Consider the following 22,417-nt stretch of genomic DNA (forward strand, 5'->3'; position numbering starts at 1 on the left):
CGCCCAAGCCCGAGCCCACGCCGGAACCGGCGCCCCAGCCGCAGGCGCAGCCCAAGGCCGAACCCACGCCGCAGCCCAGGCCCGCGCCGCAGCCCAAGCCCGCGCCGGAGCCGAAAGCCCAACCGGCGCAGGCCCAGCCGGCCGGCCCGGGCGTCGACGGCGCGCCGTACGTGACGCCGCTGGTGCGAAAGCTGGCCGCCGAAAACAACATCGACCTGAACTCGATCACGGGCACCGGCGTGGGCGGGCGCATCCGCAAGCAAGACGTGCTGGCCGCCGCCGAGCAGAAGCAACAGGCCGCCAAGGCGCCCGCCGCCGCGCCGGCCCCCGCGGCCGCCGCCCCCAAGGCCGCCGCCGCGCCCACCCCGGCTCCCGCGCTGGCGCACCTGCGGGGCACCACCCAGAAGGCCAGCCGGATCCGTCAGATCACCGCGAACAAGACCCGCGAATCCCTGCAGGCCACAGCCCAACTCACGCAGACCCACGAGGTCGACATGACCAGGCTGGTCGGGTTGCGGGCCAGGGCCAAGGCGGCGTTCGCCGAGCGCGAGGGGGTGAACCTGACGTTCCTGCCGTTCATCGCCCGCGCGGTGATCGACGCGCTGAAGATCCACCCCAACGTCAACGCGAGCTACAACGAGGACACCAAGGAGATCACCTACTACGACGCCGAGCACCTCGGCTTCGCGGTGGACACCGAGCAGGGCCTGCTCTCCCCCGTCGTGCACAACGCGGGTGACCTGTCCCTGGCCGGGCTGGCCAGGGCGATCGCCGACATCGCCGCGCGCGCCCGGTCGGGCAACCTGAAACCCGACGAACTGTCCGGCGGCACGTTCACGATCACCAACATCGGCAGCCAGGGTGCGCTGTTCGACACCCCGATCCTGGTTCCGCCGCAGGCCGCCATGCTGGGCACCGGCGCGATCGTCAAGCGGCCGCGGGTGGTGGTCGACGACAGCGGCAACGAATCGATCGGCGTCCGCTCGATCTGCTACCTGCCGCTGACCTATGACCACCGGCTGATCGACGGCGCGGACGCCGGGCGCTTCCTGACCACCATCAAGCACCGGCTGGAAGAGGGAGCCTTCGAGGCCGACCTCGGCCTGTAAAGAAGGCAAGCGAACGTGGCTCGCGCTGGTCAGAATTCCGTCGTCGCGATTGCGGGTTCGTCCGGTCTGATCGGTTCCGCCCTGGCGGCGGCCCTGCGCGCGGCCGACCACCGGGTGCTGCGCATCGTGCGCCGGGCCCCGGCGAACGCCGATGAGCTGCACTGGAATCCCGAGACCGGTGATCTCGATCCCGACACGCTCGTCGACGTCGACGCCGTCGTCAACCTGTGCGGCGTCAACATCGGCAAGCGGCGGTGGTCGGGCGCCTTTAAGCAGAGCCTGCGCGACAGCCGCATCGCCCCCACCGAGGTGCTGGCGCATGCCGTCGCCGACGCGGGCGTGGCGACCATGGTCAACGCCAGCGCGGTGGGCTTCTACGGCAACACCAAGGACCGCGTGGTCGATGAAACCGACCGCGCCGGAACGGGTTTCCTGGCCCGGCTGTGCGAAGACTGGGAAGCCGCCACGCTGCCCGCCCAGTACGGCGGCGCCCGGGTGGTGCTGGCCCGCACCGGTCTGGTGTTCTCCCCCGCCGGTGGCGCGCTGGGCCGGTTGCGGCCGTTGTTCCGCACCGGGCTCGGCGCCCGGTTGGGTGGCGGGCGGCAATACATGTCGTGGATCACGCTGGAAGACGAAGTGCGCGCGCTGCTGTTCGCGATCTTCGACCCCGAGCTGTCCGGCCCGGTGAACATGACCGGGCCCGCGCCGGTCACCAATGCCGAATTCACCACGGCCTTCGGGCGGGCGGTCAACCGCCCGACGCCGTTGATGGTGCCCGGCTTCGCCATCCGGGCCGCGCTGGGCGAGTTCGCCGAAGAGGGCCTGCTGACGGGCCAGCGCGCCATCCCGTCCGCGCTCGAGCGTGCCGGTTTCGTCTTCCACCACAACACCATTGGCGAGGCGCTCGCCTACGCCAACGCCAGGCGCGACCACGACTAGTGGCGATCGCCAGCGCGGCGTAGCCGGGCGCAGCGGGTCGCCACGCGACGGAATAGGCCGCGGCCTCACCCGGCCGGCCCGGGCCGAGTACCGTCGCGAACGTGATCGATTCCATCCGGTCCAGCCAGGCCCTGATCGACGTCCGCCCGCTCGGCGTCGTCGACTACCGCGTGGCCTGGCAGCAGCAACGCAATCTGGCCGACGCCCGGGTGGCCGGCGGCAGCGACACGCTGCTGCTGCTCGAGCACCCCGCGGTCTACACGGCGGGGCGGCGCACCGAACCGCACGAACGGCCGGTGGACGGCACTCCCGTCGTCGACACCGACCGCGGCGGCAAGATCACCTGGCACGGTCCCGGCCAGTTGGTCGGGTATCCGATCATCGGCCTGGCCGAACCGCTCGACGTGGTCAACTACGTGCGGCGCCTGGAAGAGGCGCTGATCAAGGTCTGCGCCGACCTGGGCGTGGACGCGGTCCGGGTACCGGGCCGGTCCGGGGTGTGGGTGCCCGGCGGCGAGGGCCGGCCCGACCGCAAGGTCGCCGCGATCGGCGTCCGGGTGTCGCGCTCGACCACCCTGCACGGGTTCGCCCTCAATTGCGACTGCGACCTGGACGCCTTCAACGCAATCGTGCCGTGCGGCATCAGCGACGCCGGGGTGACGTCGCTGTCGGCCGAGCTGCGCCGCCGGGTGTCGGTCGAGGACGTCCAGACTGCGGTCGGCGACGCCGTCTGCGACGCCCTGGACGGCGTGCTGCCGGTCCGTGAACACCCCGCCGCCCGCGTAGCATCAGCGATGTGACTGTCGCACCCGAAGGACGCAAGCTGCTGCGCCTGGAAGTGCGCAACGCCGAGACCCCGATCGAGCGCAAACCGCCATGGATCAGGGTGCGGGCCCGGATGGGTCCGGAGTACACCCAGCTCAAGAGCCTGGTCCGGCGCGAGGGGCTGCACACGGTCTGCGAGGAGGCCGGCTGCCCCAACATCTTCGAATGCTGGGAGGACCGCGAGGCCACCTTCCTGATCGGCGGCGACCAGTGCACCCGCCGCTGCGACTTCTGCCAGATCGACACCGGGAAGCCCGCCGAACTGGATCGCGACGAGCCCCGGCGGGTCGCCGACAGCGTGCGCACGATGGGACTGCGCTACGCCACGGTCACCGGGGTGGCCCGCGACGACCTGCCCGACGGCGGTGCCTGGCTGTACGCCGAGACGGTGCGCGCCATCAAGGAACTCAACCCGTCGACCGGCGTCGAGCTGTTGATCCCCGACTTCAACGGCGAACCCGCCCGGCTGGCCGAGGTGTTCGAGTCGCGCCCGGAAGTGTTGGCGCACAACGTCGAAACCGTGCCGCGGATCTTCAAGCGGATCCGGCCCGCCTTCACCTACCGGCGCAGCCTCGACGTGCTGACCGCGGCGCGCGACTTCGGGCTGGTCACCAAGAGCAACCTCATTCTCGGCATGGGCGAGACCCCCGAGGAGGTGCGGACCGCCCTGGCCGACCTGCGCGACGCCGGCTGCGACATCATCACCATCACCCAGTACCTGCGCCCGTCGGCGCGTCACCACCCCGTCGAGCGGTGGGTGAAGCCGGAGGAATTCGTCGAGTTCGCGCAGCACGCCGAACAGCTGGGTTTCGCCGGGGTGCTGGCCGGACCGCTGGTGCGCTCGTCGTATCGCGCGGGACGGCTCTACGAGCAGGCCGCCCGCAGCCGCGCCTGACGACGCCGCGGCACGGTGGCGGCGCCTGCCCGTCGCGACCCTACGTATTCTTTGACTATGGCTAAACCCCGCACCGCCGCTGAGAACAAGGCCGCCCGAGCGCAGGCGCAGGCCGCCCGCAAGGCCGCCGCGCGGGAGCGGCGCACCCAGTTGTGGCAGGCGTTCAAGATTCAGCGCCAGGAGGACAAGCGCCTCCTGCCCTACATGATCGGCGCCTTCCTGCTGATCGTGGGCATCTCGGTGGGGGTCGGCATCTGGGCCGGCGGGCTGACGATGATCACGCTGATCCCGCTCGGGGTGGTGCTGGGCGGGCTGGTTGCCTTCATCGTGTTCGGCCGACGCGCCCAGAAGTCGGTGTACAGCAAGGCCGAGGGCCAAACCGGCGCGGCCGCATGGGCTTTGGACAACCTGCGCGGCAAGTGGCGGGTCACCCCCGGGGTGGCCGCGACCGGCCACTTCGACGCCGTGCACCGGGTGATCGGCCGGCCGGGCGTCATCCTGGTCGGCGAGGGGGCGGCGACCCGGGTGCGGCCGCTGCTGGCGCAGGAGAAGAAGCGCACCGCGCGCCTGATCGGGGACGTGCCGATCTACGACATCATCGTGGGCAACGGCGAGGACGAGGTGTCGCTGGCCAAGCTGGAGCGCCACCTGACCAAGCTGCCGGCCAACATCACCGTCAAGCAGATGGACACCCTGGAGTCGCGGCTGGCCGCGCTGGGGTCACGGGCCGGGGCCGCAGTCATGCCCAAGGGACCGCTGCCCAACTCGGGCAAGATGCGCGGTGTCCAGCGCACCGTGCGCCGCAAGTAGCGCACCTTCAGCGCGGGCTTTGCCGCCATCGATTCAGTCGCGATCGCAAGCCCGGCGCAGCGGGTCGCCGCCATCGATTCAGCGTCGCACCACGGCCGTCGCGGTCAGCCGATCCTGCATCCCGCGGCCGTCGAAGTCGGTGAACAACGCCGGCACCACCGTGCCGACCAGCACGCCGCGCACCACCGCCCGGCCCAGGCCGACCGGGCCGCGGCCGTCAACCGTCACCACCTGCAGGCGCAGGGCCAGCTGGCCGGGGGTGAACCCGAACAGTCGCAAAAACACCACGCCCAGAACGAACCAGATCACCAGGACGGCGGTGGCCAGCGCCGGCTGGGACAACCAGCCGAAGCGCATGGCCAGCGCCGCCAGACCGTACGAGATCAGCCAGTCGATCATCAGCGCGCCCAGCCGGCGCCCCATCGGCGCCAGCGATCCCGGCCCGCTCTGCGGAAATCCGAGCTTCTCCCCGGGGTATGCGGATGGTGATTCCGCCGCCATCATCGGCGCGGACCGCGGTCCGAATAATCGGCGGGGACCGCCTGGTAAGGAGGGCGGACGGTGCGCGCGGCCACCGGAAAAGATACGATCTTGCGATCCATGGCCCCACAATAGAACCCGCCGCCCAAGCGGCCACTTTTAGCGTGTGGCATGGTCACGTAACGTGCGCGCAACATCGGGTTGACTGACGGGCAACATCTGCTCCATAGCGTCAGGCCGCGGATCTCACCAAGTAAAGGAGCATTCTGTGACGGAAACGACGCCCGACGACGTCTTCAAACTCGCCAAGGACGAAAACGTCGAATTTGTCGACGTCCGGTTCTGTGACCTGCCCGGCATCATGCAGCACTTCACAATTCCGATTTCGTTTTTCGACGAGAGCGTTTTTGAGGACGGGTTAGCCTTCGACGGCTCGTCGATTCGCGGATTCCAGTCCATTCACGAATCCGACATGCTGCTCCTCCCCGATCCCGCGACCGCGCAGATCGACCTGTTCCGCGAAGCCAAGACGCTGAACCTCAACTTCTTCGTGCACGACCCGTTCACCCTCGAGCCGTACTCGCGCGACCCGCGCAACATCGCCCGCAAGGCCGAGAACTACCTGATCAGCACCGGCGTGGCCGACACCGCCTACTTCGGCGCCGAGGCCGAGTTCTACATCTTCGACTCGGTGAGCTTCGACTCGCGCACCAACGGCTCGTTCTACGAGATCGACGCGATCGCGGGCTGGTGGAACACCGGCTCGCCGAACGAGCTCGACGGCAGCCCGAACCGCGGCTACAAGGTGCGGCCCAAGGGTGGCTACTTCCCCGTCGCCCCCGTCGACCACTACGTCGACCTGCGCGACAAGATGCTGTCCAACCTGATCACGGCCGGCTTCAGCCTGGAGAAGGGCCACCACGAGGTCGGCACCGGCGGCCAGGCCGAGATCAACTACAAGTTCAACACGCTGCTGCACGCGGCCGACGACATGATGCTCTACAAGTACATCGTCAAGAACACGGCCTGGCAGAACGGCAAGACCGTTACGTTCATGCCCAAGCCGCTGTTCGGCGACAACGGCTCCGGCATGCACTGTCACCAGTCGCTGTGGAAGGACGGCAGCCCGCTGATGTACGACGAGACCGGGTATGCCGGCCTGTCGGACACCGCCCGCCACTACATCGGCGGCCTGCTGCATCACGCGCCGTCGCTGCTGGCGTTCACCAACCCCACGGTGAACTCCTACAAGCGCCTGGTGCCCGGCTACGAGGCGCCGATCAACCTGGTCTACAGCCAGCGCAACCGGTCGGCGTGTGTCCGCATCCCGATCACCGGCAGCAACCCGAAGGCCAAGCGGCTCGAGTTCCGTTGCCCCGACTCGTCGGGCAACCCGTACCTGGCGTTCTCGGCCATGCTGATGGCCGGCCTGGACGGCATCAAGAACAAGATCGAGCCGCAGGCGCCGGTCGACAAGGACCTCTACGAGCTCCCGCCGGAAGAGGCCGCCAACATCCCGCAGGCACCCACGCAGCTGTCCGCGGTGATCGACCGGCTCGAAGAAGACCACGAATACCTCACCGAGGGCGGCGTTTTCACGCCCGACCTCATCGAGACGTGGATCAACTTCAAGCGCGAAAACGAGATCCTGCCGGTCCAGATCCGGCCGCACCCTTACGAATTCGCGCTGTACTACGACGTTTAGTCGGTTGACGAAACCACCCGCGTGGCGATTGCCGCGCGGGTGGTTTCATTTTGCGGGCGTTGAGGCCGCCTTCGACTGAATATCGGCGCCGCGATATTGCGGACACCGTAGACCGGCGGTGACACGATATCGACGTGGGTGACCGGATTCGCGGCGCGCGACAGGCGGCGGGGCCGTGTGAGTCGTGCGGAACCGAGCTGTCGCCGAACTCCAAGTTCTGTCACGAGTGCGGTAGGCCGGTCATACGCGTGGACCGATCGGCTGAGTACAAGCAAGTAACGGTGTTGTTCGCCGACGTGGTTCATTCGATGGATATCGCCGCGACCGTGGGCGCGGAGCGCCTGCGCGAAATCATGGCCGAACTGGTCGACCTGGCTTCTGCAGTCGTCCAGCGCTACGGCGGCACGTTGGACAAGTTCACCGGTGACGGGTTTATGGCGTTGTTCGGTGCGCCGGCGGCGTTGGAGGATCACGCCGTACGCGCATGTCTGGCGGCGCTCGACATCCAGCAGGCGATGAGCCGACTCGCCGGCAAGGTCAGCGAGCGCGACGCTGTCGAGCTGCAATTGCGGGTGGGACTGAACTCGGGTCAGGTGATCGCTGGCGAGATCGGTTCGGCCGCTTTGGGTTACACCGCAATCGGAGACCAGGTGGGCATGGCGCAGCGGATGGAGTCCGTGGCGCCGCCGAACGGTGTGATGCTCAGCGCATCCACCGCGCGATTAGTCGAACGTGCTGCGGTCCTCGGCGAGCCGGAGCTGGTCCAGATCAAGGGCAACGATCAGCCCATCCAGGCCCGTCGATTAATCGCCGTGCCGGGCCGTGATGAACCGGTCGCAGGCACGGCGTCGAGTCTTGTTGGCCGGCAGTGGGAGATCGCCGCTGCTGAAGGCTTATTGGCTCGAGCCGCCGGCGGGCGTGGCGGTGTGCTCGCGGTGGCCGGGCCCGCGGGAATCGGCAAGAGCCGACTGGTGCAGGAGATCACCGCGTCGGCCAGGACAGGCGGAGTCGAAGTGTGGCGGGCTTACTGCGAATCGCACACCAGCGAGGTCTCGTTCCAAGTGGTGTCGCGGCTGCTGCGGTCGGTGACGGGCATACGGGACCTCGACGACAGCGCGGCCCGCACACGAATACGTTCACAAATTCCCGCCGCCGACCGGCAGGACCTGCTGCTCTTGGACGACCTGCTCGGTATCGCCGCTCCCGACGAGACGCTGCCCGGCATCGACCCCGATGCCCGACGCCGAAGGTTGACCGCACTTATCCACGGCATCGTTTTGTCTCGTCGGACTAAGGCGATCTACGTCATCGAGGACGTGCACTGGATCGACGAGGCCAGTGAGTCCATGCTGGCCGACTTCCTCGCGGTGATCCCCCAAACCGCCTCGTTGGCGCTTGTCACCTACCGCCCCGAATACCGCGGCGCTTTGACCAACATCGACGGCTCCCAGGTCTTTGCTCTTGCGCCGCTGAGTGATTCCGAGACCTCAGCGTTGGTAGCCGAGCTACTCGGGCACGACCAGTCGGTTTCCGACGTCAGCACCCTGGTCACCGAAAACGCCTCTGGAAATCCGTTTTTCGTTGAGGAGATGGTGCGGGACCTGGCGGAACGCGGTGTTCTCGACGGCAGCCGGGGAAGCTACCGGTGCGCCAGGGATGTGGCCGGTGTCCGGGTGCCCGCGACCTTGCAGGCCACTCTGGCCTCTCGCATCGATCGGCTTGCGCCCCAGGCGAAAAGGACCCTGAATGCCGCGGCGGTGATCGGCTCCCGGCCTGATGCAGCCTTGTTGGTCAGCCTGGTCGACGACCCCGAGGTGACTTCGCTGATCGAGGCGGAGCTGATCGAGCAGGTGATGGCCGGTGCGCGCACCGAATACGCGTTTCGGCACCCGCTGATACGCGCGGTCGCCTACGAGTCGCAGCTGAAGTCCGACCGAGCCGAGCTGCATCGCCGGTTGGCCACGGTGATGGAGAAGCAGGATCCGGGATCGGCTGACGATAACGCCGCGTTGATCGCCGAGCACCGGGAAGCCGCTGGCGACCTGTCCGCCGCGTACGCATGGCGCATGCGGGCGGGCGCCTGGCTGATGGGGCGCGACGTCGCTGCGGCGCGGCGCAATTGGGACCGCGCTCGCCAGGTGGCCGACATGCTCCCATCCGATCTTCCCGATCGTGTGGCATTGCGCAGTTACCCCAGAGCGATGTTGTGCCAGACCGCATGGCGAGTGGGCAGCGGCGTTGACGAGAACACATTCGACGAACTTCGAACACTGTGCACCGCATCCGGTAACCGACCCTTGCTGGCAGCCGGCCTATCGGGTGCCACGTTGTCGTTGACGATGGCCAACCGCCACAACGAGTCCGCACGGTTGGCTTCTGAACAGATAGCCCTGTTCGATTCGGTCGACGATCCGATGAGCATGTTTGTGGTGATGTCGGCACCGATGTTCGCCAAGTTGCACGCCGGTGAGGCGGGCGAATCGCTTCGCGTGGCGCAGACCGTGACCGATCTGCTGGCCGACGACGCCGTCAAGGGCAACATTGCGAGGTGGGGATTGGGATCTCCCCTGGCGGTGGCGTTGCTCTACCGTGCTCTGGCCCGAGCGTGTCTCGGCGATCGCGCTTGGCGCGCAGATCTGAGACGCGCTATCGCGATACAGCGAGAGCTTGCTGATGCGGCAATTGTCATCGTGATCACCTACGGCTACTCGCTCTCCGTCACGAACGGACTGCTGGTGCCGGATGCCGCATCGCTGGCCGAGACCGATGATGTGCTCCGGCATGCCGAAAAGTCCGGCGATGCAGTGGCATTGGCGCTCGCTCAGGTGGCTCGCGGCCTTGTCCTGATGCGCGCCGCACCAACGGATCGCGGTGCCGGTATAGAGCTCATCACCGAGGGCCGAGCGGCCCAATTGCGGCAGCGCAACCTGCTCGGCGTATCGATTGTCGACATCGGCAGGACACTCTTGACGGCCGAAGCCGGGGACCTCAACGGCGCCATCGCAATTGGTCGCGCGACCGTTGAGGATCTGGTCTCTTCCGGCGAAATGGTGCTACGCGGGGCCGCGATTTCCGCGCTCGTGACTGTGCTACTGATGAGGAGCGGCGACGCCGATATCCGTGAAGCCGAAACGATGATCGACCGTTTATCTTCTACGCCAACCGAATCCGGATTTGTCATGATTGACATCTGGGTACTGCGGCTACGCGCCCTGCTGGCACAAGCACACGGCGACGTCGCAGCTTATCGCGACTACCGGGACCGCTACCGCACGATGGCGGCATCGTGCGGTTTCGAAGGGCATATGGCATGGGGCGAGGCGATGCCATGACAGCCATTGCTGATGACCGCGGGAGTGGTCCGACGTCTAGGCCGGTTCACGAAACCACCCGCGTGGAGATCGCCGCGCGGGTGGTTTCGCATTTTGCTGCCTCGGCTGTTATCCGCGGCGAGCGCAGTCCTTGTCGGGGGGCGCTGACGGCCACGCGCAGGCGTCGATGTCCGTCGCGCTGCCGAAGGCCCCTCCTTTGAAGACCCCGAAAGCGTTGCCATTTCTGGCGGTATAGGTGGCCCCGCCGCCGCCCGGCCCGCCCCCGGCGCTGTCGACGATCAGCGTCCAGTTCATGCTCAACAGCGCGGCCTTGTAGGCGCTCATCACGTCGGCCGGAGGGCCGTTGACGAAGAAGTGCGAACGGATGCCACCGTCATGAATGGGATCGGGGCCGTCGGTTCTGTGCGTGGTCGCCGGCGTCGGGATCAGCGACCGCAAATACGCGACGGCGACGGCGGTCGTGGGCTGCGACGCGATGGTCGTGGCCGTGTCGGTGTGGTTCCCACCGGTTGTCGTCGAGATGCCCGCATACGGTGAACCACCGCACGCTGCCGTCACCACTGCGACGGCCGCGGCCGCAACGCAACTAGTGGGACGCATCTGGACTCCGTTCGGGGCAAGGGTTCCCGAAACATAAGCGATGGCGAGTACCGCCGGCGTGCCTTCGCCGCCGGTTAGGTGCCCCCCGGCGCCGAATTAGGTGTCGTCTAGCCGTCGAGCGCGAGGTCCTTGCGGAAGCGCTGCATGCCGTCGATCTTGTCGTCCAGGCTGGCATCGGGGCCGGCGTAGAACATCCACGGCATGGTGATGATGCCGGTGATGCCGGCGTCCTCGACGCGTTGGTAGTCGGCGGTGGTGAACGCGTCGGTCAGCGGTGTCAGGATGGTGAAATCGTCCATGGTCAAACCGTTTTCGGCGCGCATCTCCCGCAGTCGGCCGACCGCCTCGATGGCCCGCTCGGACTTGATCAAATCGCCGATCCAGCCGTCGTTGCGGGCGGCGCGGCGCAGCGCGATGTCGGACAGCCCACCGACATACACCGGTATCGGTGGCGGAGTGGGTTGCATCTCCAGCCGCGGCGCTTGGTAGAACCGGCCGTCGAACTCGGTCCAGCCCGGCGACCACAGCGCCCGCATCAAGTCGATGATTTCGTCGGTGCGCTTCCCGCGGGCCTCGAATTGCTCGCCCATCAGAGCGAATTCCTCGCGGCACCACCCCACGCCGATGCCCAGCTCCACCCGTCCGGACGCCAGAACGGCCGCGGTGCCAATGGCTTTGGCCGCCGAGTACGGGTTGCGCATTGCGGGGATGTAGACGGTGTTGACGAACCGCAATCGCGTGGTGACCTGAGCCAGCGCACCGACGAGCACCCAGGGATCGGGCCAGTCGGTGAAGGGCTGCCAGCGCCGTTCCCCGTCTTTGGTGTACGGGTACGGGGTGTCCAGGGTCTCCAGGTTGACGACGTGGTCGGGGATGCCGATGCCGTCGTAGCCGAGTTCGTCGGCCGCCTTGGCGAGCTCGATGATCTCGCGGGTGTTCAGGAAGGCGCTGCTGATGTAGAACTTCACTGCGCCTCCTGCGCCCAGGCCGGCTCGATGAAGACGCCGTCGGCCTCGACGGTGACGCCCGCGGCATCCGAAATGGTGCCGCGCGCAAAGACTTTGCGGCCCTCCTTGCCGTCGACCCAGGCCTCGCAGCGGAGCGGGCCCAGCGGGGTGCCGCGCAGGTATTTCACGGTGATGGTGCCGGTGAAGCGCGCCTTGGACAGCCCCTCGCTGGCCGCTTCGCCGAGCATGTGGTCGAGCACCAGGGCGCTGACGCCGCCGTGCACCAGCTTGGGCGGACCCTCGTAGGCGGAGCCGAGGGTGAACTCGCTCCAGCAGCGCCCGTCGCCCTCGTGGTGCACGACGATCGGCGGGGCGATGGGGTTGCACACGCCGATCGCGGCGTTGCCCAGCGGCAGCGGGCGGCCGTTGACGCGGTAGCTCACCCCGAGCGGGCGGGTGCGTTGCCGCAACGACGCGGTGACGGCCTCGATCGCGCGCTTGGCCTCGGCGACGACGTCGTCGTCGACCTCGGTCCGGATGGTGGCGTCGACGAGCTCGCGGACCGCATCGGCCAGCGGAGCGTACAGCGCGGTCACGCGATCGGCCTCCGCCGCGCTGAGCACCTCGAATATGGCGTCCAACGCGCCGGCCTCCTGACTCAACTTCCAAACACCTTGCGCACCACCGCTTTTGCTCGTCGCGTTACCCGCAGATAGTTATCCAGGAACTCCCCGCCCTCATCGGTCGGCCAGCCCGCGGCCACCGCGACCGCGTTGAGCTGGCGCCCCGGCCCGGGCAGCTGGTCGGTGGGCTTCCCGCGGACCAGCACCAGCGCGTTGCGGGCCCGGGTGGCGGTCAGCCAGGCCTGCCGCAGCAGCTCGACCTCGTCGGCGGGCACCAGGTCGGCCGCGGCGATCGCGTCCAGGCACTGCAGCGTGGAGGTGTTGTGCAGCGCGGGAATCTCGTGCGCGTGCCGCAGTTGCAGCAGCTGCACAGTCCATTCGACGTCGGCCAGCCCCCCGCGGCCCAGCTTGGTGTGCGTGTTGGGGTCCGCGCCGCGCGGCAGCCGCTCGGAGTCGACGCGGGCCTTGATCCGCCTTATCTCCTGCATCGCCTCGGCGGACACCCCGTTGGCCGGATACCGCGTCTTGTCGGCCATCAGCAGGAACCGCTGCCCCAGCTCCGCGTCGCCCGCAACCGAGTGCGCGCGCAGCAGCGCCTGGATCTCCCACGGCTGCGCCCACTGCTCGTAGTAGGCGGCATAGGACGCGAGGGTGCGCACCAGCGGACCGTTGCGGCCCTCGGGCCGCAAGTTGGCGTCGACCTGCAGCGGCGGGTCGACGCTGGGCGTCCCCAGCAGCGCCCGAATCTGTTCGGCGACACCCGTCGCCCAGCGCACCGCGGCGGAATCCTCGACGCCGGGCGCGGGTTCGCAGACGAACATCACGTCGGCGTCGGAACCGTAACCCAATTCGGCGCCGCCCAGCCGGCCCATCCCGATGACCGCGATCGCGGCCGGCGCTTTTCCTTTGTTGGGGCCGTCCCCGGGCAGGTTGGCCCGGATCATCGCGTCCAGCGCGGCCTGCAGCACCGCCACCCACACCGAGGTCAGCGCCGCGCACACGTCGGTGACCTCGAGCATGCCGAGCAGGTCGGCGGACGCGATGCGGGCCAGCTCGCGCCGCCGCAGCGTGCGCGCCCCGGCGATCGCGCGCACCGGGTCGGAGTAGCGGCCGGCCGAGGCGACCAGCGCGCGGGCCACCGAGGCGGGGTCGGTTTCGAGCAGCCTGGGGCCGGACGGCCCGTCGCCGTAGTCCTGGATCACCCGCGGTGCGCGCATCAGCAGGTCCGGCACGTACGCCGAGGTGCCCAGCACGTGCATCAGCCGGCGGGCCACGGCGGGCTTGTCGCGCAGCGTGGCCAGGTACCAGCTTTCCCCCGACAGCGCCTCGGACAGCCGCCGGTAGGCCAGCAGCCCGCCGTCGGGGTCGGGCGTGTACGACATCCAGTTCAGCAGCCGCGGCAGCAGCACCGACTGCACCCGGCCGCGCCGACCGCTCAGGTTGACCAGGGCCGACATGTGCTTCAGCGCGGACTGCGGACCCTCGTAGCCCAGCGCCGCCAGCTGACGCTCGGCGGCTTCGGGGGTCATGCCGCGGGCGATCTCCAGCCCCGGCGGGCCGATCGACTCCAGCAGCGGCTGATAGAAGAGCTTGGCGTGCAGCTGCGAGACCCGCAGGTTCTGGTGCCGCAACTCCTCGCGCAATACCCCGGCCGCGTCGTGGCGCCCGTCCGGCCGGATGTGGGCGGCCCGCGCCAGCCAGCGCACCGCCTCCTCGTCGTCGGCCTCGGGCAGCAGGTGGGTGCGCTTGAGCCGCTGCAGCTGCAACCGGTGCTCAAGCAGCCGGAGGAACTCGTAGGAGGCGGTCAGGTTGGCCGCGTCCTCGCGGCCGATGTAGCCGCCCTGGCCCAGCGCGGCCAGCGCGTCCACCGTCGACGCCACGTGCAGCGAGTCGTCGCCGCGGCCGTGCACCAGCTGCAGGAGCTGCACGGCGAATTCCACGTCGCGCAATCCGCCGCTGCCGAGCTTGATCTCGCGGCCGCGGACCTCGGCGGGCACCAGCTGCTCGACCCGGCGCCGCATCGCCTGCACCTCGACCACGAAATCCTCACGCTCGCAAGCGACCCAGACCATCGGCATCAGCGCGTCCAGGTAGCGCTGGCCGAGCTCCGCGTCGCCCACCGCCGCACGGGCTTTCAGCAGCGCCTGGAACTCCCAGGTCTTCGCCCAGCGCTGGTAGTAGGCGATGTGCGACTCGACGGTGCGGACCAGTTCCCCGCTGCGCCCCCCCCCCCGCAGCCCCGCATCCACCTGGAAGAAGGCCTCGGAGGCCAGCCGCATCATCTCGCCGGCCACCCGGGTGGTCACCGGGTCGGCCTGCTCGCCGACGAAGATGACGTCGACGTCGCTGACGTAGTTCAGTTCGCGGGCACCGCATTTGCCCATCGCGATGACCGCCAGCCGCGGCGGCGGCCGGTCGCCGCACACGCTGTTCTCGGCCACCCGCAGCGCCGCGGCCAGCGCGGCGTCCGCCAAGTCGGACAGGTGGGCCGCCACCACGGTGAACGGGACCACCGGTTCGTCCTCGACCGTCGCCGCCAGATCCAGCGCGGCCAGCACCAGCAGCCGGTCGCGGTACAGCGTGCGAAGGCGCACCATCGCCGAACCGGGCTCCGCCAGCGCCTCGTCGACGCATTCGGTGAACATGTCGCACAGCCGGTCGTGGGTGGGCAGTGTGACGTTGCCGCGCAAGAGTTTCCAGGACTCCGGCTGGGCGATCAGGTGATCGCCCAGGGCCAGCGACGAGCCGAGCACGCCGAACAGCCGGCCGCGCAGCGGGCGTTCGGTCAACAGGGCGGCGTTGAGCTGATCCCACCCGGCGCCGGGGTTCTCGGACAGCCGGACCAGGGCGAGCAGCGCGGCGTCGGGATCAGCCGCGCGCGACAGCGACCAGAGCAGGTCGACGTGGGCCTGGTCGTCGTGGTCGTACCAACCCAGCTGCGCCATGCGTTCGGCCGCTTGCGGATCGACCAACCCGAGCCGGCCGACGCTGGGCAGCCTGGGGCGCTGCGTCGCGGGTTTGGTCACGTCCACGACCGTAGCGCAAGCCGCCGGCGTTCAGCCTGATCGGCGCCCGATCGGGATCAGAGCGACAGGTAGGTGTTCAGCTCGTATGGGGTGACGTGGCTGCGGTAGTTGGCCCATTCCGTGCGCTTGTTGCGGAGGAAGAAGTCAAAGACGTGCTCCCCCAAGGTTTCCGCGACCAGCTCGGAGGATTCCATGGCGCGCAGCGCGCTGTCCAGGCTCGTCGGCAGCTCGCGGTAGCCCATCGCGATGCGTTCCTCGGCGGTCAGGTCCCACACGTTGTCCTCGGCCTGCGGCCCCAGCACGTAGCCCTTCTCCACCCCGCGCAGCCCGGCGGCCAGCAGCACGGCGAAGGTCAGGTACGGGTTGCACGCCGAGTCGGGGCTGCGCACCTCGACGCGCCGCGACGACGTCTTGTGCGGCGTGTACATGGGCACCCGCACCAGCGCGGACCGGTTGGCCGCACCCCACGACGCGGCGGTGGGCGCCTCTCCGCCGCCGACCAGTCGCTTGTAGGAGTTGACCCATTGGTTGGTGACGGCGCTGATCTCCGAGGCGTGCTCGAGGATCCCGGCGATGAAGGACTTGCCCACGTCGGAGAGCTGCAGCGGATCGTCGGGGCTGTGGAACGCGTTGACGTCGCCCTCGAACAGGCTCATGTGCGTGTGCATGGCGGAGCCGGGGTGCTGCCCGAACGGCTTGGGCATGAAGCTCGCGCGGGCGCCGTTCTCGATCGCGACCTCCTTGATGACGTAGCGGAAGGTCATCACGTTGTCGGCCATCGACAGCGCGTCGGCGAAGCGCAGGTCGATCTCCTGCTGACCGGGCGCGCCCTCGTGGTGGCTGAACTCGACCGAGATGCCCATGAATTCCAGCGCTTCGATCGCGTGCCGGCGGAAGTTGGAAGCCGAGTCGTGGACGGCCTGGTCGAAGTAGCCGGCGTTGTCGACGGGGACCGGCGGCGTGCCGTCGTCGGGGCCGGGCTTGAGCAGGAAGAATTCGATCTCGGGGTGCACGTAGCAGGAGAAGCCCAGGTCGTTTGCCTTCTGCAGCTGGCGGCGCAGCACGTGCCGCGGGTCCGCCCAGGACGGCGATCCGTCCGGCATGGTGATGTCGCAGAACATCCGCGCCGAGTGGTGGTGGCCGTTGTTGGGCGAGGCCCACGGCAGCACCTGGAAGGTGGACGGGTCGGGGTTGGCCACGGTGTCGGATTCCGAGACCCGCGAGAAGCCCTCGATCGAGGAGCCGTCGAAGCCGATGCCCTCCTCGAAGGCGCCCTCGAGCTCCGCCGGGGCGATGGCGACCGACTTGAGGAAACCGAGCACATCGGTAAACCACAGCCGAACGAAGCGGATGTCTCGTTCCTCGAGGGTGCGGAGGACGAATTCCTTCTGTCGATCCATAACCCGAACAGTATGCAACTGCTGTTAATTCTGTGTTACCGATGCCCGCTCAGAACCATTGCCCACATTGCGGCGCGACGCCACGTGCCGGGGAGCCGTGCGTGCAGACGCACGCAGTCGGCCGCTAGGGCAGCTCGCCTTGATGGCCTGGGCAGTAGACGTCCACCGATGCCGCAACGAATTTGACCGCGGTGCGGGTGACGCGGTCGGAGACTATCCGCAGGGACGGGTTTTCCCTGTACGCCGTGTTTACCTCCTCGTCCACGGCGGCCTGGACCGAGGAGCCGTGATCGAGTTCCCCGCAAATCTGACGGGCCCGGTACACCAGGCCCGGCACGTTGTCGGTCGCCGGAATCTGTTTTTGTGCGAGCAGCGCCACGAACTGCGCGTCCTGATCCGGGTCGGCCGCCGCGCCGCCCGCGCAGATGACTGCGGCGGCAAGCAGCATCGAAGTGTTGACCAGAGCCTCGGCGGAGCGGGCGATTCGAATGCGCACGGCAGAATTTTCGCTTCTTTGTGTCACCTGCCCGGCCGCTCTCACCTAATGGATACCGAGCGGTAACAGCGGAGGCGGCCGGCGCCTGCGATGATCGACATCGTAACCGGTTGGCATCGTGAATCACCACAGCGCTTTCGCGCGAACCCGCAGTTGAGCGGCGTGGCGCGACGGCGGCATCGGCGCATGACCGCGCCGGCTGCGTATGCGGCGATCGCCGCCTTGATAAGCACGGCCCCGACCGTGGCCGGCTCTGCGCAGCTGCCGGTGCCTCGGGCATCCGGCGCACCGGACAGCGTGCTTGCCGCGCTGATCGGGCCCGCTCCGGTAGGCGAGCTCACACCCGATCCGCCCCAGATCCCGCCACCGCCGACGGTCAAGCCGCTCGAACCACCCGTTGTGGCCCCGCCACCACCTCGTGAGCAACAACCGCTCTCCCCGCCGCGGCAACCAGGACCCACACCACAACAGGACGGGCCGCCGCCGGCACCGCCGCCTCCGCCCGAGCTTCCACCGCCGCCTCCGCCGCGGGGCCATGTCCAGCTCTCACCGTGAGCCAAACGCCGTGCGGGAAAAGCTCTGACATGCTCGCGCCGACCGTTTGGGACATAACGGGCGGCGGGCGGGCGTTCCGGGCGCTGGTCAGGACTGGCAGCGGTAGGCGGCCGGCGGCGGCGTGCCGGCGACCAGATAGCGGACGACGGCGTCGTCCACGCATTGGTGGCCGTTGAACACCGCGGTGTGCTGAGTCCCGTCGTAGGTGATCAGCGGGCCGCCGAGCTGGCGGGCCAGGTTCACGCCGGCCTGATACGGCGTGGCCGGATCGTGCGTGGTGGAGACGACGACGACCTTGCCCGCGGCCATGGGCGGCGCGGCGTGCGGCGCCGACGTCGCCGGCACCGGCCACAGCGCGCACAAATCGCGGGGAGCGTTTCCGGTGAACTGCCCGTAGCTGAGGAACGGCGCGGCCTGGCGGATGCGCTGATCGGCACTCACCCAGCTGGCCTGGTCCGTCGGATTCGGCGCGTCGACGCAGCGGATCGCGTTGAACGCATCCTGGTCGTTGGCGTAGTGCCCGTTCTTGTCTCGCCCGTCGTAGTCGTCGGCGAGCAACAGCAGGTCGCCGGCGTCGGTGCCGCGCGCCAGGCCGAGCAGGCCGCTGGTCAGATACTTCCAGTGCGCCGGCGTGTAGAGCGCGTTGATGGTGCCGGTGGTCGCGTCGGCGTAGCTCAGGCCGCGCGGGTCCGCGGTGCGGCCCGGCTTGGTCGCCAACGGGTCGACCAGCGCGTGGTACCGGTTGACGAATTGAGCCGGGTCGGTGCCCAGCGGGCAGCCCGCCGAGCGGGCGCAGTCGGTGGCGTAGTCGTTGAAAGCGGTTTGGAATCCCGCCATTTGGTTGACGTTCTCGTCGATCGGCCCGACGGTCGGGTCGATCGCGCCGTCGAGCACCATCGTGCGCACGTGGTTGCTGAACTTCTCCAGGTACGCGGTGCCCAGCTCGGTGCCATAGCTGTAGCCCAGGTAGTTGATCTGGTCGTCGCCCAGTGCCTGGCGGACGGCATCCATGTCTCGGGCGACCGAGGCGGTGCCGGTGTTGGCCAAAAACGCCGCGCCCATCCGGCTGACGCACTGCTGGGCCAGCTGCCGGTAGAGCTGCTCGATATGTGCCACTCCGCCCGGGCTGTAGTCGACCATCGGCTCACGCCGGTATGCGTCGAACTCGGCGTCGGTGCGGCAGCGCAGCGCAGGCGTCGAGTGACCGACGCCCCGGGGATCGAAGCCGACCAGATCGAAGTTGCGCCGGACCGGAGAGTCCTGCAGGTTCGAGGCCATCGCGGCCACCATGTCGACCGCCGAACCGCCGGGGCCGCCGGGGTTGACCAGAAGCGATCCGACCCGTTGTCCCGTCGCGGGTATCCGGATCACCGCCAGCTTGGCCTGCCCGCCGCCGGGGTTGTTGTAGTCGATCGGCACCGACACGGTGGTGCACTGTGCGGTGGGGACTTCGCTTGTGTCATCGACGAATTGGCCGCAGCTTCCCCAACCCTGCGGGACCGCGGCCGATGGCGGATTGGGAGCCGGCGTCTGCCCGGCGCCGGGCTCCGGCGTGGCGACGGCCGCGGGCGGCGCGAGGACGCAGGGACCACCGAGCAGCAGCCCGAATGAAAACAGCGCCGAGCTCAGGGATCTCAGGCGCGACATGGCTGTCATCGTTGCAGCCCCGGGTACCCGTGACAGCGCGAAACGGTTACGCCTTGGTCTCAGCCGTCATCCTCGCCGAGCGTGCAACCACGGCGAAGAATCGACGAAAATCTCGCCGTGAGTACACGTTCGGCGTCAGCGTGCCGGCTGCGTCAGCACTTGGCGCCGTCGGGCGGGATGGACCCGCTGACCAGATACGCCGTGATGTAGTTGTCGATGCAGCCGTCGCCCTGGAAGACCACGGTGTGCTGGGTGCCGTCGTAGGTGAGCAGCGAGCTGCGCAGCTCGTTGGCCAGATCGACGCCGGCCTTGTACGGGGTGGCCGGGTCGTGGGTCGTCGACACCACCACCGTGGGCGCCAGGCCGGGCGCGGAAATGGTGTGCGGCTTGCTCGTTGGCGGCACCGGCCAGAACGCGCAGGTGCCCAGCGGGGCATTGCCGGTGAACTGTCCGTAGCTCATGAACGGTGCGACCTCGCGGGAACGGCGGTCTTCGTCAACCACCTTGGCGCGGTCGGTGATCGGCGGCTGGTCCACACAGTTGACCGCGACCCGCGCGTCGGTGGCGTTGCTGTAGTGGCCGTGCGAGTCGCGGCGCATGTACATGTCGGCCAGGGCGAGCAGGGTGTCGCCGTGGTGGTCGACGAGTTCGGAGAGGCCGTCGGTCAGGTGATGCCACAGGTTCGGCGAGTAGAGCGCCATGATGGTGCCGATGATCGCGTCCGAGTAGCCCAGTCCGCGTGGGTCGTTCGTCGGGACCGGATGGCCGACCATGAGGTTGTTCGGGTCGACCATCGGGTCGACCAGGCTGTGGTAGACGTCCACCGCCTTGGCCGGATCGGTGCCCAGCGGGCAGGTCGGCTGCTTGGCGCATTCGGCGGCGTAGTTGTTGAAAGCGTCCTGGAATCCCTTGGCCTGACGAAGGTCGGCTTCGATCTGATCGGCGTTGGGGTCGACGGCGCCGTCGAGGATCATCGCGCGCACGTTGTGCGGGAAGGCCTCGGCATACGCCGACCCGATCCGGGTGCCATAGGAGTACCCGAGGTAGGTCAGCTTCTCATCACCGAGCGCCGCGCGGATGGCGTCGAGATCCCGTGCGACGTTGACGGTCCCGACGTTGGCCAAAAAGTCCTTGCCCATCTTGTCGATGCAGCGGCCGACGAACTGCTTGGTCTCGTCCTCCATGTGGGCGACGCCCGCCGGGCTGTAGTCGACGTTGGGCTCCGTGCGCAGCCGGTCGTTGTCGGCGTCGGAGTTACACCAGACCGCCGGGCGCGACGCCCCGACCCCGCGGGGGTCGAAGCCGACGAGGTCGAATCGTTCGCGCACCTTCTTGGGCAACGACTGCACGACACCGAGCGCTGCCTCGATGCCCGACTCCCCCGGCCCGCCGGGGTTGATCACCAGCGAGCCGATCTTGTCTCCGGTCGCGGGGAAACGAATCATGGCCAGCGTCGCCACGTCGCCGTCGAGGTGGTCGTAGTCGACCGGCACGGCCAGTTTGCCGCACAGCGCGCCGGCCGGGAGTTTGACCTTCGGGTTCGCCGCCCGGCACGGCGTCCACTCCACCGCCTGGCCGAGCTTCGGCCCGGACATGACGGCGCGTCCGACCACGACGCGGACACACCCCGCCAGAAGCAATGCGACGGCAGCCATCGACGTCCAGATCAGCAGCGTGCGCGCGATCCTGGCGCGACGAGACAGGCCCATGCCAACCTATGCTGCCAGAGGAAACCTGAGATCGGCGATTAGCGGCACCGCCTCCGGAGCTACCGTGCGAGCGCGAGCAGCTCCTCCATCCCCACCGCGAAGTCGTCGGCCATCTCCCACAGGTCCGGCAGCAGATCCGGGCAGGCGACAAGCCCGATGTCGAGTTTGCCTTGCAGCGACATCGCGGTGATGTTGAGTCCCGAGCCGTGAAAGATCGGCCCCAACGGATACATCGATTTGACCTCGCAGCCCAGCATGTACAGCGGAACCTGCGGTCCCGGCACGTTCGAGACCACCAAATTGTGCACCGGCATGCTGGCGGTGAATCGGGTTCTGGAGTAGATCCGCATCGCGATGCCGAAAACCGCCGGGGCGGCGAATTGCGACCAATCCTGCAGCAGCGACGCACCGATGGCTGAACTGTGTTCTTTGGCAACCGAATTCGCCCGGGCGATGGCTTTCAGCCGTTCCACCGGATCGGTGATCTGGGTGTGCAAACTGGAAAACATCGCCGACACCTGATTGCGGCCGGGGCGGTCGGATTTGCCGTGCACCGAAACGGGGACGGACGCCACCAGCGACGAATCCGGCAATTCATTTCGGTCCGTCAGGTATTGGCGAAGCACACCCGAAACCAATGCCATCACGACGTCGTTGACTTTGACGCCGAAATGGTTCTTCACCCCTTTGATGTCGTCGAGATCCAATTCGGCATAGGCGACGTTGCGGCGGTCGGTGATCCTGGCGTTGAACACGGTTCCGGGCGCCGCGAAAGGACGGGCCATGGCGAGGCCTTCGCGCGCCCGTCGCACCGTGGCAAGCACCGACGAGACGGTGTCGGGCACCACGTTGGCCAGGTGCAGCGGCCGGGCCGCGAAGCGGACCAGCCCGCCGGCCGCGATCTGCCAACCATTGGCGCCACCGACGCCTTCGGCCGGCTCCGGGGCGGGGGCGTCGGCTTCGGTCGCGCACAACTTGGACATCAGGTTGGCACCGGTCACCCCGTCGACGCCGGCGTGGTGCACCTTGGTCATCACCGCCAGCCGCCCGTCGCGGTGGCAGTCCGTGCCGGCCACGCCTTCGATGACCCACATCTCCCAGAGCGGCCGGCCGCGGTCCAGCGGCCGCTCGGCGATGTGGCCGCAGATCTCGGAAAGCTCGGCCCGCCCTCCCGGGGCGGGCCCCGCGATGCGGTGCAGGTGCCGATCGATGTTGAACTTCTCGTCGTCCACCCAGACCGGGTGGTCGAGATTCAGCGGACTGTTCGCAAGTTTTTCGCGGAACGCCGGGATCGCCTTGATGCGTAGTGGAAGGGCGTC

General features: G+C 68.4%; 18 protein-coding genes. 8 read left to right on the forward strand and 10 right to left on the reverse strand.

From position 1 onward, the window contains the following. The 5 genes from sucB to A5732_RS03985 form a co-directional block, all read left to right on the forward strand. Positions 1 to 1,109 (forward strand): 2-oxoglutarate dehydrogenase, E2 component, dihydrolipoamide succinyltransferase (gene sucB, locus A5732_RS03965; protein ID WP_076100820.1); only part of this gene is annotated, 1,109 nt, incomplete at its 5' end. 15 nt (positions 1,110 to 1,124) lie between these two features. After that, the gene (locus A5732_RS03970; RefSeq protein ID WP_076050955.1) at positions 1,125 to 2,048 is read left to right on the forward strand and encodes a TIGR01777 family oxidoreductase; all 924 of its coding nucleotides are present in this window, start codon (positions 1,125 to 1,127) and stop codon (positions 2,046 to 2,048) included. A gap of 101 nt (positions 2,049 to 2,149) precedes the next feature. Then, entirely contained in the window at positions 2,150 to 2,848 is a 699-nt protein-coding gene (gene lipB / locus A5732_RS03975; RefSeq protein ID WP_076100823.1) for a lipoyl(octanoyl) transferase LipB, read from the forward strand. Further along, positions 2,845 to 3,768 (forward strand): lipoyl synthase, encoded by a 924-nt coding sequence (gene lipA / locus A5732_RS03980; RefSeq protein ID WP_076100826.1) that lies wholly within the window; start codon positions 2,845 to 2,847, stop codon positions 3,766 to 3,768. The genes lipB and lipA overlap by 4 nt, the downstream gene beginning before the upstream one ends. A 57-nt stretch (positions 3,769 to 3,825) precedes the next feature. Continuing rightward, positions 3,826 to 4,578, forward strand: a complete 753-nt coding sequence (locus tag A5732_RS03985; RefSeq protein WP_076050958.1) for a DUF4191 domain-containing protein — start codon at positions 3,826 to 3,828, stop codon at positions 4,576 to 4,578. Between the two features lie 78 nt (positions 4,579 to 4,656). Here the strand turns inward: A5732_RS03985 and A5732_RS03990 are convergent, their stop codons facing one another. Continuing rightward, positions 4,657 to 5,079, reverse strand: a complete 423-nt coding sequence (locus A5732_RS03990; RefSeq protein WP_076050966.1) for an RDD family protein — start codon at positions 5,077 to 5,079, stop codon at positions 4,657 to 4,659. A 247-nt stretch (positions 5,080 to 5,326) separates the two neighbouring features. Between A5732_RS03990 and glnA the strand changes: the two genes are divergently transcribed. Together glnA and A5732_RS04000 are read left to right on the forward strand one after the other, a co-directional pair. Next, the gene (gene glnA, locus A5732_RS03995; RefSeq protein ID WP_064949989.1) at positions 5,327 to 6,763 is read left to right on the forward strand and encodes a type I glutamate--ammonia ligase; all 1,437 of its coding nucleotides are present in this window, start codon (positions 5,327 to 5,329) and stop codon (positions 6,761 to 6,763) included. A 134-nt stretch (positions 6,764 to 6,897) separates the two neighbouring features. Beyond that, positions 6,898 to 10,095 (forward strand): adenylate/guanylate cyclase domain-containing protein, encoded by a 3,198-nt coding sequence (locus A5732_RS04000; protein ID WP_290439395.1) that lies wholly within the window; start codon positions 6,898 to 6,900, stop codon positions 10,093 to 10,095. A gap of 108 nt (positions 10,096 to 10,203) precedes the next feature. On the opposite strand, the gene A5732_RS04005 is transcribed toward A5732_RS04000, so the two are convergent. The 6 genes from A5732_RS04005 to A5732_RS04030 all read right to left on the reverse strand — a co-directional run bounded on the left by A5732_RS04005 (position 10,204) and on the right by A5732_RS04030 (position 17,187). Then, entirely contained in the window at positions 10,204 to 10,695 is a 492-nt protein-coding gene (locus A5732_RS04005) for a hypothetical protein (protein ID WP_076050959.1), read from the reverse strand. Between the two features lie 107 nt (positions 10,696 to 10,802). Continuing rightward, positions 10,803 to 11,663 carry a TIGR03619 family F420-dependent LLM class oxidoreductase gene (locus A5732_RS04010; RefSeq protein WP_076100829.1) on the reverse strand — a complete coding sequence of 287 codons (861 nt, stop codon included), beginning with the start codon at positions 11,661 to 11,663 and terminating at the stop codon, positions 10,803 to 10,805. Then, positions 11,660 to 12,304: a PaaI family thioesterase gene (locus A5732_RS04015; protein WP_076100831.1), complete on the reverse strand. Its 645-nt coding sequence runs from the start codon at positions 12,302 to 12,304 to the stop codon at positions 11,660 to 11,662. Before A5732_RS04015 ends, A5732_RS04010 begins: the two co-directional genes overlap by 4 nt. Next, positions 12,301 to 15,297: a bifunctional [glutamine synthetase] adenylyltransferase/[glutamine synthetase]-adenylyl-L-tyrosine phosphorylase gene (locus A5732_RS04020; RefSeq protein WP_076100834.1), complete on the reverse strand. Its 2,997-nt coding sequence runs from the start codon at positions 15,295 to 15,297 to the stop codon at positions 12,301 to 12,303. Before A5732_RS04020 ends, A5732_RS04015 begins: the two co-directional genes overlap by 4 nt. Before the next feature lie 50 nt (positions 15,298 to 15,347). Continuing rightward, a complete protein-coding gene (locus A5732_RS04025) occupies positions 15,348 to 16,691 on the reverse strand; it encodes a glutamine synthetase family protein (RefSeq protein WP_076050963.1) in 1,344 nt (447 codons plus the stop codon). A gap of 124 nt (positions 16,692 to 16,815) precedes the next feature. Continuing rightward, on the reverse strand, positions 16,816 to 17,187 hold the full coding sequence (locus tag A5732_RS04030; RefSeq protein ID WP_076100837.1) for a DUF732 domain-containing protein: 372 nt from the start codon (positions 17,185 to 17,187) through the stop codon (positions 16,816 to 16,818). Positions 17,188 to 17,373: 186 nt separating this feature from the next. Between A5732_RS04030 and A5732_RS27445 the strand changes: the two genes are divergently transcribed. Continuing rightward, positions 17,374 to 17,742 carry a hypothetical protein gene (locus A5732_RS27445; protein ID WP_216351565.1) on the forward strand — a complete coding sequence of 123 codons (369 nt, stop codon included), beginning with the start codon at positions 17,374 to 17,376 and terminating at the stop codon, positions 17,740 to 17,742. Positions 17,743 to 17,829: 87 nt separating this feature from the next. On the opposite strand, the gene A5732_RS04035 is transcribed toward A5732_RS27445, so the two are convergent. The 3 genes from A5732_RS04035 to A5732_RS04045 all read right to left on the reverse strand — a co-directional run. Next, a complete protein-coding gene (locus A5732_RS04035) occupies positions 17,830 to 19,398 on the reverse strand; it encodes an alpha/beta hydrolase (protein ID WP_142256546.1) in 1,569 nt (522 codons plus the stop codon). A 143-nt stretch (positions 19,399 to 19,541) separates the two neighbouring features. Beyond that, positions 19,542 to 21,098, reverse strand: a complete 1,557-nt coding sequence (locus tag A5732_RS04040; RefSeq protein WP_076050965.1) for an alpha/beta hydrolase — start codon at positions 21,096 to 21,098, stop codon at positions 19,542 to 19,544. A 59-nt stretch (positions 21,099 to 21,157) separates the two neighbouring features. Next, on the reverse strand, positions 21,158 to 22,417 hold a 1,260-nt coding region (locus tag A5732_RS04045; RefSeq protein ID WP_076100839.1), incomplete at its 5' end, for a WS/DGAT/MGAT family O-acyltransferase.

This window comes from Mycobacterium colombiense (genome assembly GCF_001953985.1).
GTDB classification, from domain to species: Bacteria; Actinomycetota; Actinomycetes; order Mycobacteriales; family Mycobacteriaceae; genus Mycobacterium; species Mycobacterium colombiense_B.

Coding starts and splice junctions, on each gene's coding strand:
- A5732_RS03990 (WP_076050966.1), bottom strand. CDS start 5,079: ATGGCGGCGGAATCACCATCCGCATACCCCGGGGAGAAGCTCGGATTT.
- A5732_RS04035 (WP_142256546.1), bottom strand. CDS start 19,398: ATGACAGCCATGTCGCGCCTGAGATCCCTGAGCTCGGCGCTGTTTTCA.
- A5732_RS04040 (WP_076050965.1), bottom strand. CDS start 21,098: ATGGGCCTGTCTCGTCGCGCCAGGATCGCGCGCACGCTGCTGATCTGG.
- A5732_RS04005 (WP_076050959.1), bottom strand. CDS start 10,695: ATGCGTCCCACTAGTTGCGTTGCGGCCGCGGCCGTCGCAGTGGTGACG.
- A5732_RS03985 (WP_076050958.1), top strand. CDS start 3,826: ATGGCTAAACCCCGCACCGCCGCTGAGAACAAGGCCGCCCGAGCGCAG.
- A5732_RS27445 (WP_216351565.1), top strand. CDS start 17,374: ATGACCGCGCCGGCTGCGTATGCGGCGATCGCCGCCTTGATAAGCACG.
- A5732_RS04025 (WP_076050963.1), bottom strand. CDS start 16,691: ATGGATCGACAGAAGGAATTCGTCCTCCGCACCCTCGAGGAACGAGAC.